The organism is Flavobacterium sp., assembly GCF_044341185.1.
GTDB lineage: Bacteria > Bacteroidota > Bacteroidia > Flavobacteriales > Flavobacteriaceae > Flavobacterium.
In genome coordinates this window covers 15,454-28,664 of sequence record NZ_JBIISE010000002.1, presented here as the reverse complement: position 1 = coordinate 28,664, position 13,211 = coordinate 15,454, and the positions used below count along the sequence as shown (strand labels likewise).

The 13,211-nt window shown below is 31.7% G+C and carries 9 protein-coding genes and 1 tRNA gene; 9 read left to right on the top strand and 1 reads right to left on the bottom strand.

Annotated elements, in window-relative coordinates; translation table 11 throughout:
• Positions 1 to 3: 3 nt before the first annotated feature.
• The 8 genes from ACIQZ1_RS00665 to ACIQZ1_RS00630 all read left to right on the top strand — a co-directional run bounded on the left by ACIQZ1_RS00665 (position 4) and on the right by ACIQZ1_RS00630 (position 11,677).
• Entirely contained in the window at positions 4 to 879 is an 876-nt protein-coding gene (locus tag ACIQZ1_RS00665) for a pseudouridine synthase (protein ID WP_396158085.1), read from the top strand.
• Between the two features lie 96 nt (positions 880 to 975).
• Positions 976 to 1,668: a DUF6252 family protein gene (locus ACIQZ1_RS00660; RefSeq protein WP_396158083.1), complete on the top strand. Its 693-nt coding sequence runs from the start codon at positions 976 to 978 to the stop codon at positions 1,666 to 1,668.
• 173 nt (positions 1,669 to 1,841) lie between these two features.
• Positions 1,842 to 6,365, top strand: coding sequence for a DNA polymerase III subunit alpha (gene dnaE, locus ACIQZ1_RS00655; protein WP_396158081.1), 4,524 nt, complete (start codon positions 1,842 to 1,844; stop codon positions 6,363 to 6,365).
• A 144-nt stretch (positions 6,366 to 6,509) separates the two neighbouring features.
• Positions 6,510 to 6,827: a thioredoxin gene (gene trxA, locus ACIQZ1_RS00650; protein ID WP_166125498.1), complete on the top strand. Its 318-nt coding sequence runs from the start codon at positions 6,510 to 6,512 to the stop codon at positions 6,825 to 6,827.
• Between the two features lie 102 nt (positions 6,828 to 6,929).
• On the top strand, positions 6,930 to 7,856 hold the full coding sequence (locus tag ACIQZ1_RS00645) for a DUF58 domain-containing protein (RefSeq protein ID WP_396158078.1): 927 nt from the start codon (positions 6,930 to 6,932) through the stop codon (positions 7,854 to 7,856).
• A gap of 86 nt (positions 7,857 to 7,942) precedes the next feature.
• Positions 7,943 to 8,016: transfer RNA gene (locus ACIQZ1_RS00640), tRNA-Asp, on the top strand.
• A gap of 326 nt (positions 8,017 to 8,342) precedes the next feature.
• Positions 8,343 to 11,051 carry a T9SS type A sorting domain-containing protein gene (locus ACIQZ1_RS00635; RefSeq protein WP_396158076.1) on the top strand — a complete coding sequence of 903 codons (2,709 nt, stop codon included), beginning with the start codon at positions 8,343 to 8,345 and terminating at the stop codon, positions 11,049 to 11,051.
• A 149-nt stretch (positions 11,052 to 11,200) separates the two neighbouring features.
• Positions 11,201 to 11,677, top strand: coding sequence for a hypothetical protein (locus ACIQZ1_RS00630; RefSeq protein WP_396158074.1), 477 nt, complete (start codon positions 11,201 to 11,203; stop codon positions 11,675 to 11,677).
• Positions 11,678 to 11,679: 2 nt separating this feature from the next.
• On the opposite strand, the gene ACIQZ1_RS00625 is transcribed toward ACIQZ1_RS00630, so the two are convergent.
• On the bottom strand, positions 11,680 to 12,597 hold the full coding sequence (locus ACIQZ1_RS00625; RefSeq protein ID WP_396158072.1) for a hypothetical protein: 918 nt from the start codon (positions 12,595 to 12,597) through the stop codon (positions 11,680 to 11,682).
• Positions 12,598 to 12,650: 53 nt separating this feature from the next.
• On the opposite strand from ACIQZ1_RS00625, the gene ruvC reads away from it, so the two are divergent.
• Positions 12,651 to 13,205 (top strand): crossover junction endodeoxyribonuclease RuvC, encoded by a 555-nt coding sequence (gene ruvC / locus ACIQZ1_RS00620; protein WP_396158070.1) that lies wholly within the window; start codon positions 12,651 to 12,653, stop codon positions 13,203 to 13,205.
• The last annotated feature ends 6 nt before the right edge of the window (positions 13,206 to 13,211 follow it).

Below are 13,211 nucleotides of genomic sequence, written 5' to 3'. Positions count from 1 at the left end.
AGCATGAGAAAATCGTCAGGAGCCAAAAGAAGCGGTAAAGTTTCGGAAAGTAAAAAACCAGATTTTAAGAAAAACGAATCAGGAAAATCTTTTTATTCAGAAAACAAACCTGCTCCAAAGTTCAATAGAACAGACAAGCCAAAACAACAAGTGGTTAAAATTAAATCTGATAAAGATGAAATCAGATTAAATAAATATGTAGCAAATTCAGGAGTTTGTAGTCGTAGAGATGCGGACATTTATATTCAAAGCGGAAACGTAAAAGTAAACGGTGAAGTGGTAACAGAAATGGGACATAAAGTAAAACTAACCGATGTCGTTAATTTTGACGGCGTGAACATTACACCTGAGAAAAAAGAATACATACTTTTAAACAAACCTAAGAATTTTTCTACTGAAAAGAACGACCAAGGCGCAAACAACGTGTTACAGTTAATCAAGTCGCCTTCAAATGTTCGATTAGAGCCAGTCGGAAGAATGGATAAAACTACAACAGGATTATTATTGTTTACTAATGATCCAGATATGGTTAGAAAATTTACAACACCAAATCAACGTTCTTCTAAAATTTATCAAGTTTCTTTAGATAAGAATTTAAAATACGAAGATTTAGAAAAAATTCAAAGCGGTATTACTATTGAAGGACATAAAGTATATGTAGAAGAAGTAACTTATATTGACGGAGAAGCTAAAAGTGAAATTGGTGTAAAAATGAAAACATCTAATGTTAAAGTGGTTCGAAATATTTTTGAACACTTAAAATATAACGTAATTAAATTAGATCGAGTAGTGTTTGCAGGATTAACTAAAAAGAATTTACCAAGAGGAAATTGGAGAGTATTAACGGAACAAGAAGTTGTTAATTTAAAAAATAATTAAAAAAATCCGTCTTTTTAAAGGCGGATTTTTTGTTTCAAATATCAATAATATTAAAATAAAATATATATTTGTAATTCCTTATTTAATAAACGTATAATGAAAAAAATAGTTCAAATTGTTGCCCTTGTCATTCTACTAGTGTCGTGTGAAAATGATATTAAAACTAATTTACCAGCATTTTTAGGTGAAAAAGATAATATTGCATGGCGTGCTTCGGATACAAAAATCACTACAAATCCAGGTGGAACGATTACAATAAATGCATATAAAGATAATGAGATGGTTACAATAACGGTGCCCAATGCAGTTGGTACACATTATTTAGGAACAACCAATCAAGGTGTAAATGCAACGTATTCATATAGCAATCAGCAATCATTATTATACTTTGAAACAGCATTAATTGAAGGGCCTGTTTTTAAATTACAAGGAGTAACTGTTCCAGGTACAGGTTATGCGGCATTAAACGGTAACAATGTAACTACAACTGGGGGCTCAGGAAACGGTTTAACCTTAAAAATTCAAACCAATAGTTCAGGTGCCGTAACCGGAGCAACTATTGCAAGTAGAGGAGTAGGATATGAACCAGGAGATTTGATAACTATTAATGGTGGTAATGGCAATGCTAAAGTTACTGTTTTAAATGTGTCAAAAAGTAATGGAGAAGTTGAAATTGAAAAAATTGAAGGCAACTTGTATTCAGGAACGTTTAAATTTAATGCAGTTGACGAACAAGGAACAGTTGTGAATTTTAATAAAGGGATTTTTTATAAAGTACCTATTTTATAAAATCTTTTAACATATACTTCTAATTACCACTTCATTTAGGAGTGGTTTTTTGTTTTTGTTAATAACTAAAATTGCCTTAAAAAAAGATAAATTGTATTTTTGAAATCTTTCACTTTTTTAAAATGTAGTATAGTTTTGAGATTTGGAATTTATTAATTTGGAATTTATAATTTATGTATTTAATCTTCGATACCGAAACCACAGGATTACCTAAAAGTTGGTCTGCTCCAATAACAGACACTAACAACTGGCCTCGTTGTGTGCAAATTGCTTGGCAATTACATGACGATATGGGAAATCTTATCGAGCATCAAGATTATATAATAAAACCAGAAGGATATAACATTCCATTTGATGCAGAAAGAATTCACGGAATATCCACTGAATTAGCTAATCAAGAAGGTTTTGGTTTAAGTGAAATCCTTGAGAAATTTAATATTGCTTTATCAAAATCAAAATATATTGTAGGGCAAAATATAGGTTTTGATGTGAATATTATGGGTTGCGAATTTCATCGATTTGGAATACCTACCGATTTAACTAAAATGCCCATTTTAGATACCTGTACAGAAACTACTGCATTACTATTAAAATTACCTGGAGGTCGTGGTGGAAAATTTAAGCTGCCTACATTAACAGAATTACACGAATATTTATTTCAAGAAAAATTTGCAGAAGCTCATAATGCAACCGCCGATGTAGAAGCCACAACGCGTTGTTTTTTAGAATTAGTAAAACGCGGAAATTTTAATTCCAACGAATTACCCGTTTCTGAAGAATATTATACAGCTTTCAAAACTAATAATCCAGTTGTTAAACCAATCGGATTAAAACATGTTAATTTAAAACAGGCTTCAGCTACTTTAAGAGAAAAGTTACAACAACTGCCTAAAGATATTGAAATTTTACCTGAAAATTTGGAAGATGTTTCAGATGTTGCCTTTGCGCATTTGCACAATCATTCGCAGTTTTCGGTTTTGCAATCTACCATATCGATCCCTAAATTGATAGAAAATACAGTAAAGCAAAAAATGCCAGCTGTTGCCCTTACAGATATTGGAAATATGATGGGTGCTTTTCAATTTGTAAGTGGAATTCTAAATCATAATAAATCGGCGGAAGCCAAAAACAAAGAACTAGTTGAGGCTGGTGAACAACCAACAGAAACCATCATTAAACCAATTGTAGGTTGCGAGTTTTTTGTGTGTAACAATCATAAAGACAAATCAAATAAAGACAACGGATATCAAGTTGTTTTCTTAGCTAAGAATAAAAAAGGATATCATAATTTAGCGAAGTTGTCATCAAAAGCCTATACAGATGGGTTTTACTATGTGCCTCGAATCGATAAAGAATTAATCAAACAATATAAAGAAGATATTATTGTTTTAACTGGAAGTTTATATGGTGAAGTGCCAAATAAAATTCTGAATCTCGGAGAAAATCAAGCAGAAGAAGCGTTATTGTGGTGGAAAGACCAATTTGGTGACGATTTGTACATCGAATTAATGAATCACAATCAAGAGGATGAAAAAGCGGTAAATACTACCTTAATTCAGTTTTCAAAAAAACATAATGTAAAGCTAATTGCAACAAACAATACCTTTTACATTAATAAAGAAGACGCCAACGCACACGATATTTTATTATGTGTAAAAGAGGGTGAAAAGCAAGCTACACCAATTGGACGGGGACGTGGATATCGTTTTGGATTACCCAATCAGGAATATTATTTCAAGTCAACAAATGAAATGAAAAAATTATTTCCGCAAACTCCGGAAGCTATTAGTAATGTTCAAGAAATTGTAGATAAAATTGAAATATATTCGCTTTCGCGAGATGTCTTACTTCCGAAATTTGATATTCCAGAACAATTTCAAGTTCCAGAAGATTTGGAAGATAAAGGTGTTCGAGGTGAAAATGCATATTTAAGACATTTAACTTACGAAGGCGCTAAAAAACGTTATGGTGAAATCACAGATGCAATTAAAGAACGTATTGATTTCGAACTCTTAACAATTAGTAATTCAGGTTATCCTGGCTATTTTTTAATTGTACAAGATTTTATCGCCGAAGCCCGAAAAATGGATGTTTCGGTTGGTCCAGGTAGGGGTTCTGCTGCGGGTTCAGTGGTAGCTTACTGTTTGTGGATTACGAATATTGATCCGTTGTTGTACAACCTGCTTTTTGAGCGTTTTTTAAATCCAGACCGTGTGTCGATGCCCGATATTGATATTGATTTTGACGATGAAGGAAGAGGTCGAGTAATGGATTACGTAATAAAAAAATATGGTTCCAATCAAGTGGCACAAATTATCACGTATGGAAAAATGGCTACGAAATCCGCTATTCGAGATACCGCTCGAGTTTTAGATTTGCCTTTATTCGAAGCGGATAGAATTGCAAAATTAATTCCAGCTATGATGCCTGGAAAATGGAATTTAGCACGATTTTTATCCGAAAAAGAAGAAGAGGTTAAAAAAGCCGTTCGTTCAGATGAATTTGACCGCGTAAAAGAATTAATCGAGATAGCCAATCAAGGCGAACTTTCTGGAGAGACGATTCAACAAGCAAAAATATTAGAAGGGTCGCTTCGAAATACAGGAATTCACGCTTGTGGTGTAATTATTACGCCAGATGATATTACCAATTTCGTTCCCGTAACTACAGCAAAAGATTCAGATTTATATGTTACCCAGTTTGATAACGCCGTAGCTGAAAGTGCGGGTTTATTAAAAATGGACTTTTTAGGTTTAAAAACGTTAACACTTATTAAAGACACGGTTAAACTCGTGAAATATAAGCGAAATATCGATTTAGATCCCGATGCATTTCCTATTGACGATAAAAAAACATACGAATTATTCCAACGTGGTGAAACGGTAGGAATATTTCAGTACGAATCGCCAGGAATGCAAAAGTATTTGAAAGATTTAAAACCAACGGTTTTTGGAGATTTAATTGCCATGAATGCATTATATCGACCAGGTCCGTTAGAATATATTCCTTCTTTCGTTCGAAGAAAAAACGGGTTAGAACCCATTGCATATGACTTAGATGCCTGTGAAGAATATTTAGCAGAAACCTACGGAATTACTGTATATCAAGAGCAAGTAATGCTTTTGTCACAATCATTAGCAGGTTTTACAAAAGGTGATGCCGACGTGCTTCGTAAAGCAATGGGTAAAAAAGACAAGCCGGTCTTGGATAAAATGAAGCCTAAATTCATCGCGCAAGCTGAAGAAAAAGGACACGACGCTAAAATATTAGAAAAAATTTGGAAAGACTGGGAAGCGTTTGCAAGTTATGCATTCAACAAATCGCATTCTACTTGTTATGCTTGGATTGCTTATCAAACCGCCTATTTAAAAGCACATTATCCTGCAGAATATATGGCGGCGGTGCTTTCTAATAATATGAATGACATCAAATCGGTTTCTTTTTTTATGGAAGAATGCAAGCGAATGGGCTTAGAAGTTTTAGGTCCAGATGTCAATGAATCATTCTATAAGTTTACCGTAAATGATAATAATGCTATTCGATTCGGAATGGGAGCAATTAAAGGAGTTGGAGAAAACGCAGTAAAAACAATAGTCGAAGTACGAAGAGAAGGCCGTTACAAGTCTATTTTCGATTTAGCAAAACGAATAGATTTGCGTGCAGCCAATAAAAAAGCTTTCGAAAATTTAGCATTAGCTGGTGGTTTTGATGAATTTGGGGACACACATCGTGCACAATATTTTCATACGGATGGCGATAATAGTACCTTTTTGGAAAAAGCCATTCGTTTTGGTGCGAAATTTCAAGAAAACGAAAACTCTTCTCAAGTAAGCTTATTTGGTGATGCATCTGACGTACAAATTGCCGAACCAATTGTGCCGCCTTGTGAAGAATGGAATACCTTAGAAAAATTATCTCGAGAAAAAGAAGTAGTTGGAATTTACATTTCAGGGCATCCGCTAGACGATTATAAATTTGAAATGAAATATTTCTGCAATACTAAGTTGCAAGCATTACATAATTTGGAGCTTTTAGTTGGTAAAAATCTATCATTTGGAGGAATTGTATCCAATGTACAACATCGCACTACGCAACAAAATAAAGGTTGGGCAACGTTTAATATTGAAGGATACGAAGAAAGTTTTGAATTCCGAATTTTTAATGAAGAATATTTGAAATTCCGTCATTATTTGGTTGCAAATCAGTTTGTATTTGTTAAAATTTTCGTGAAAGAAGGTTGGGCAAATAAAGAAACCGGAAAAAAATCAGAACCAAGAATTAATTTTACACATCTTCAGAGTTTACAAGATGTTTTGCCAGATTTTGCAAAAAAATTAACCATTCAGTTACCTGTTGAAGAGTTAAAAGAACAATTAATTTCAAAATTAAATGAACTTTTCTCATATCATCAAGGGGATTTTAATGTAACATTCGAATTGTTAGAATTAGAAAAAGTGAAACGATTTGTAAAACGAGAGATTGAAATTGATGACGAAATTCAAGATGAAAATCTTATAGAAATAGAGGATGAGGCAGAAAATAATGCGGAAATAATAATAGAAAATCAAATGGAAGAAATTGAAGAAACTATTATAAAAAACAAGTTAGAAATGCCTAGTAGAAAACTAAAAATTAATATTTCAAAAGATTTGTTGGAAGGATTGGAAAGAATGCAAATTAATTTTAAATTGAATTAATGAAATCAACTCTTGAAAAACTTATAAATTGATTTTTCTAATTCTTAAATAGGTAAAAGAAATCATAATTTTTTTCACAGCTTAAATATATTTTCTACTTTCGCAGTATAATAATTTATAGTATAAAAAAATAAATATAAAAATATGGCATTAGCAATTACAGACGCTACTTTTGAGGAAGTAGTATTAAAATCAGACAAACCAGTAGTAGTAGATTTTTGGGCAGCTTGGTGTGGACCTTGCAGAATGGTTGGTCCAGTTATTGATGAAGTAGCTACAGAATACGAAGGAAAAGCAGTTGTTGGTAAAGTAGATGTTGATGCAAATCAAGAATTTGCTGCAAAATACGGTGTAAGAAATATTCCAACAGTTTTAGTGTTTCAAAACGGAGAAGTAGTTGGAAGACAAGTAGGAGTAGCTCCTAAAAAAACCTATACTGACGCAATCGACGCATTACTATAATCAATAGGAAATATATATTACAAAAGGTTCAACGTAAGTTGAGCCTTTTTTTTACTCATAAATTTCCATATAGGATTTAAAATCTTTTTATATATTTACGATATGAATTTAGAATCGCAACTCGAAAAAATATCCCAATTTAAGAATTTAGAACTTTTGGCTAATCAAATAGTTGAAGGATTTATTTCTGGTATGCATAAAAGTCCGTTTCACGGGTTTTCTGCCGAATTTGCCGAGCATAAAATTTATAATCAGGGCGAAAGCACCAAGCATATAGATTGGAAGTTATTTGCTAAAACAGACAGATTATATTCGAAAAAGTTCGAAGAAGAAACTAATTTACGTTGTCATCTAATTATAGACAATTCTTCATCGATGCATTATCCAAAATTAAAATCTAATCAAAATTTTTCCGAAAATAAAATTGGATTTTCTGTTTTAGCAGCTGCTGTTTTGATGAATTTATTGAAGAAACAGCGCGATGCGGTTGGCGTTTCCGTTTACTCTGATACCTATGAATATTACGCTTCAGAAAAAGGAAGTGAACGCCATCACAGAATGATTTTAAATCAGTTTGAAAACATATTAAACGACTCAAAAGAATCAAAAAAAACCGATACGATTACATTTCTTCATCAAATTGCTGAAAAAGTTCACCGTCGTTCGATGATTATTTTGTTTACAGATATGTTTATCGATCAAGACAATGAAAAACTATTTAGTGCTTTGCAGCATTTAAAGCATAACAAACATAAGGTGGTTTTGTTCCATGTTTTTGATAAAAAAACAGAGTTGAATTTTGATTTCGATAACACACCAAGAAAGTTTATTGATATGGAAACAGGTGAAGAAGTAAATTTATTTGCCGAAAACATGAAAGTAAGTTACGAAAAAGTTGTAAATACTTATTTTGAAAGCATAGCTAATACGTGTGCGTCCTATAAAATTAAGTACGTTCCAGTTTCAGTAAATGAAAATTTTGAAAAAATACTAACCACATATTTAATTGAAAAACAGAAGTTTGGATAAGTAATGATTCTTATTTCGGATTTTTTTCATTAAAATATTTGTAAGTTACAAAAACTGTAGTATATTTGCACTCGCATTACAGCAACGGTTTGGTAGTTCAGTTGGTTAGAATACCTGCCTGTCACGCAGGGGGTCGCGGGTTCGAGTCCCGTCCAGACCGCAAATTTTGGGAAGCATTCTAATTTATTAGAATGCTTTTTTGCCCAAAAATCTTGAGTCTTCAAGAGAAACGTAGTTGTGTTGTTTAGTTCGCCTTGGCGGACGATGGTTTAGTAGTTAGACCGATGAAAAGCTTTCCACTTTTGTGGATGGCTTTTTTGATTTACACAAGTTTCATTTTACTCCAAAAACATAATTAATAAATACGTCTTTTAATAGAGTTTTTACTTTTTGTCTGATTTATTCTACACAAATTGTTGTTTTTATATTTAATTTACTTATATTTAGCCACTTAAATTATAAAAATTAATACTTAAAATCTATAAAATGAAGAAAAAACTACTTGTATTATTAGTACTTTTGAGTGTAGCCATTAACTTTGTTAGCGCTCAATGTTTGCCACCAACGAATGTTTTTGTGTCAAATATTACAAACAATTCCGCTACGGTTTCATGGGTACAGAATACCACTTCTACTTATGCCTACAACATTCAGTTGTTTATGAACGGAACTGTTGCTGGAAATTTTGCAGCACAAACAAGTCCATATGTATTAACAGGTTTACCATGTGGAACGACTTGTACGGCTCAAATTGTTTCGGTTTGTTCTCCTAATGTAATTAGTCCGCCAAGTGTTTTAGTTACTTTTACAACTTTGCCTTGCCCACCACAGTTTGGTCAACCACAAAGCATGACGGCATGTGTAACAAATGGTTTCGGATGTTTTAATTTAGCTAGCAATACACCAAATATTTTAGCAAATCAACCTGCGAATTTATATACGGTATCGTATCATTCTTCTCAAGCGGATGCTGTTTCTGGCGCTAATCCTCTAGTAAGCCCACATTGTGTAAACCAAGGAAGTTATACTATTTTTTCTAGAGCTACAGAAATTTCTTCTGGAAATATGATGCAAATTAGTGGTTTCACAATAAATGCTGTTGATTATCAAGTTATGCCAGCCTTAAATCCTATGGTGCAATGTGATGATAATAACGACCAACAAGTGGTGTTTGATTTAACTACTTCACAAGCAGTAATTAATACGAATAACGCATTAGTTTATTACCCAACATTAGTTGCAGCACAAAATCAAGTAAACCCATTAACACCGGCTACTAATTTTGTAGTTCCTGTTTCAGCATTGAGTAGTACTATTTTTATTAGAGAAATTATTGGCGATGCATGTGACAAAATTTATCCAAGAACTGTTTTTGCGCAATCTAATTGTAATTTAGCTTCATCTTGTGCAAACGCAAATTTATTATGTAATTCTTTAGGTGTCCCATTTACAAATACTATAAGTGTTGCTAGTACTGGCGCTTCAGGATGTTTAAATACCACACCAAATCCTAACTGGTTCTATTTACCTATTAGCACTTCTGGAAATATTAATTTAGTAATTACACAAGGAAATAATGCGCCTAGTTATAATAATCAAGATGTAGATTATATTATTTATGGTCCGTTTACTAGTGGTACATCAAGTTGTAACTTAGTAGGACCAAACAATATTGTTAGTTGTAGTTATTCGGCTTCTCCTACAGAGTATCCTGTAATTCAAAATGCACAAGCTGGACAATACTATTTAATGATGGTTACTAATTTCTCTAATCAAAATGGATTTGTAACCATTAATAATATGTCAACTTCTACTGGAGTAATAAACTGTACAGGTTTTACATTTAATGCCTTTTTAGATGCAAATAATAATGGTACAAAAGATACTGGCGAAGTGAATTTTCCATTAGGAAAGTTTACACATGAGAAAAATGATAATGGCGTGGTTCATAATGTAATAGCTCCAACAGGATCATTTAGTATTTATGATATGGTTACTACTAATTCATATGATGTTTCTTTTGTAGTAAACCCAGCATATACAACAATGTATAATGTAAATCCTTCTCAGTTTTTAAATTTAACACCAACAGGAGCTGGAATGACAACTTATAATTTTCCAGTAACATCGCTTCAAAATTATAACGATTTAGGAGTTGCTGTTGTCCCATTTAATGCACCAAGACCAGGATTTAATTATATAAACCGAATTGTGTATGCTAATTTAGGAAATCAAATTATTCCTTCTGGAACGTTAACATTTACAAAGCCTAGTGCAGTATCAATTGTATCTACTAATCCAGCGACTACTAGTACAACAACAGGATTTACTTATAATTTCACTAACTTATTACCTTTTGAAGTAAGAACAGTTGATGTAATTATGTTAGTACCAACTATTCCAACAGTAAATGCAGGTGATTATTTGGTAAGTCAAGCTTCAATCGTACCAACTACTGGTGATGTGGTTCTTGAGAACAACAGTAATACATTAACTCAAATGGTAGTAAATGCATACGATCCAAATGATAAAATGGAAGCACGTGGCCCTCAAATATTACATTCTAGTTTCACTTCTAACGATTATTTATACTACACTATTCGTTTTGAAAACACGGGTAACGCTAGTGCTATTAATGTAAGAATCAATGATGTATTAAATAGTAAATTAGATGAAAGTACATTATCAATGATTAGTTCTAGTCATGCTTATGAATTAGACAGAGTAGGTACAGAATTAAATTGGAAATTTAACAATATTCAATTACCCGTTTCAGTTGCCAATTCTACCATTGGTAAAGGATATGTAACCTTCAAAATCAAGCCAAAAGCAGGTTATGCCGTTGGTGATATTATTCCAAATGCGGCATCTATTTATTTTGACTACAACCCAGCTATTGTAACGAATACGTTTACAACTGAATTTGTGGCACTTTTAGAATCAGAATCATTCAATACTAATGAGTTTATGGTATATCCAAACCCAACGAATTCAATTTTGAATATTCAATCTAAAAACAATCAAACTATTTCTGAAGTAAATATTTACGATTTATTAGGTAAAAAACTTATCAATAAAAAAGTAACTGTTTCTACCACAGAACTTGATTTAACTAATTATACTCCAGGATTATATGTTTTAGAAGTTATTTCAACTGATAATCAAAGAAGTATTCATAAGATTGTAAAAAAATAATCTTAATAAAATAATAAAAAATCCCGATTATTCGGGATTTTTTTATGTCTAAAAATAAGGATTTGTACTAGTTCGAATAAAAATATAAAAATCAATAAAACATATTCCATAAAATTGTATTTTTGAAAACTAAATAGTTGAAAATCAAAATGAATAAAGTAATTGCTTTTTTTTTAATATTTTTACTACAATCGTGCCAGTTTTTCGATAAGAAAGTGCCGGATGAAAAAGTATTATTAGAACAAGAACTCAAAAAAATAAATTGGGAACAAGTAGATGAATTTCCATCATTCACAGCTTGTGATTCCTTGTCAGATACGTATAGCAAACAATCTTGTTTTTATGAAACACTTTCTTCGCAATTGCATTCTAAATTAAAAGATGATAGTATTGCTAAATTGTTTCCGCAATTAGATACCATTCAGGTAAAAGTAATTATTTCTTCAAATTCGGATGTTAATTTTGAAGCCATTATTTCGGATTCAATTGCTTATAATAAAATTCAATTAGATAGTATTTTTCAATTGCGATTAACCGATTTTCCTAAAATTAATCCAGCAATAAAAAGAGGTATTCCTGTAAAATCTGAATTTCAATTACCAGTAGTTTTACAGAAAGAAAAATAAACTTAATTTCTTTTTGGTTTAAAAATCAATACAAAATAACTCCCAATTAGTACGGGTATTACTACATTTGCCATCCACATAAAAGTACTGATAAACAAAACAACGTAGTCATCAATATGTAATTTATTAAAAAACCAAATGGCGACACTTCCTTTTACAACAAAATCTAAAAATTGAAAAGACGGTAAAGAACTGGCAATAAAATATACTGCAGTTATTGTAGCCATTAAAGTAAAATAATCAATTTTCACACCAAACAACAAAAACAAAAAATAATATTGATGCGAAAAGGTAATATATCTAGCAATAGCTAACAATGCATTTTTTCGATGAATTTTTTTTGGAATTTCTATAATTTTATCAATAAATAATTGAACAGAATATCCTTTTATAGTAGCGTTTTTTGTTAAAAATAAAAAGCTTACTAGTAGTAATAAAATAAATAAAATAATTAAAAAAGAGTACAAATAACCCAAGTATAAAAGGCCAACTAACCCAAAAAAAATAGCAATAATTAATTGAATTCCATTACAAATTACATTTAAAAATAATATTCGTTTGGTTTCAGATTTTGGGAAATAAAGTGCTTTTCCGGCATATTCACCAATTCCGTTTGGAGTAAATAATCCTGCAGTTACACCTGCTAAAACTTGTTTTGTAGCCGTGTAAAGCGAAATTCTTTCAACTACTTCAACCAAATTCTGCCATTTTAAAATTTCTAAAAACCGATTAAGAAAACTAAATCCTAACATAAAAATCAACCATGTAATAGTAAATTTTTCTTGTATGATTTCAGAAAATTGATTCCAACTTAATTTGTCGTCATTTGCTAATTTTTCATATATGAAATAAAAAGCACCAAAAACAATCGTGAGTTTGATTATAAGTGTAAGATATTGTTTAATTTTGTTTGAAATCATTTTGCAAAGAAACAAAACTTTGAACTTGAATCCTTAATCCTGAAACAATAATTTTGTCAAACGAACGCATCATTCTCGGTATCGATCCAGGAACTACTATTATGGGTTTCGGACTTATTCGTGTGGTAAATAAAAAAATGGAGTTTATTCAGTTAAACGAATTACAACTTAATAAAATGGATGATCATTATATGAAGTTGAAACGAATTTTTGAGCGAACTATCGAATTAATTGACACCTATCACCCAGATGAAATAGCCATTGAAGCGCCGTTTTTTGGAAAAAACGTGCAATCGATGCTGAAATTAGGGAGGGCACAAGGTGTAGCAATGGCAGCAGGTTTATCAAGAGAAATACCAATTACTGAATACGAACCCAAGAAAATAAAGATGGCCATTACAGGAAATGGAAATGCCAGTAAAGAACAAGTAGCAAAAATGTTACAACAATTATTAGGACTTAAATCGTTGCCAAAGAATTTAGATTCTACTGATGGTTTAGCAGCTGCGGTTTGTCATTTCTTCAATACTGGAAAAGTAGTGGGAACCACAAGCTATTCTGGTTGGGATGCTTTTGTGAAACAGAATGATGATAAAATTAGAAAATAGTGAACA

Coding starts and splice junctions, on each gene's coding strand:
- ACIQZ1_RS00665 (WP_396158085.1), top strand. CDS start 4: ATGAGAAAATCGTCAGGAGCCAAAAGAAGCGGTAAAGTTTCGGAAAGT.
- ACIQZ1_RS00635 (WP_396158076.1), top strand. CDS start 8,343: ATGAAGAAAAAACTACTTGTATTATTAGTACTTTTGAGTGTAGCCATT.
- ACIQZ1_RS00645 (WP_396158078.1), top strand. CDS start 6,930: ATGAATTTAGAATCGCAACTCGAAAAAATATCCCAATTTAAGAATTTA.
- ACIQZ1_RS00660 (WP_396158083.1), top strand. CDS start 976: ATGAAAAAAATAGTTCAAATTGTTGCCCTTGTCATTCTACTAGTGTCG.
- ACIQZ1_RS00630 (WP_396158074.1), top strand. CDS start 11,201: ATGAATAAAGTAATTGCTTTTTTTTTAATATTTTTACTACAATCGTGC.
- ACIQZ1_RS00625 (WP_396158072.1), bottom strand. CDS start 12,597: ATGATTTCAAACAAAATTAAACAATATCTTACACTTATAATCAAACTC.
- trxA (WP_166125498.1), top strand. CDS start 6,510: ATGGCATTAGCAATTACAGACGCTACTTTTGAGGAAGTAGTATTAAAA.
- dnaE (WP_396158081.1), top strand. CDS start 1,842: ATGTATTTAATCTTCGATACCGAAACCACAGGATTACCTAAAAGTTGG.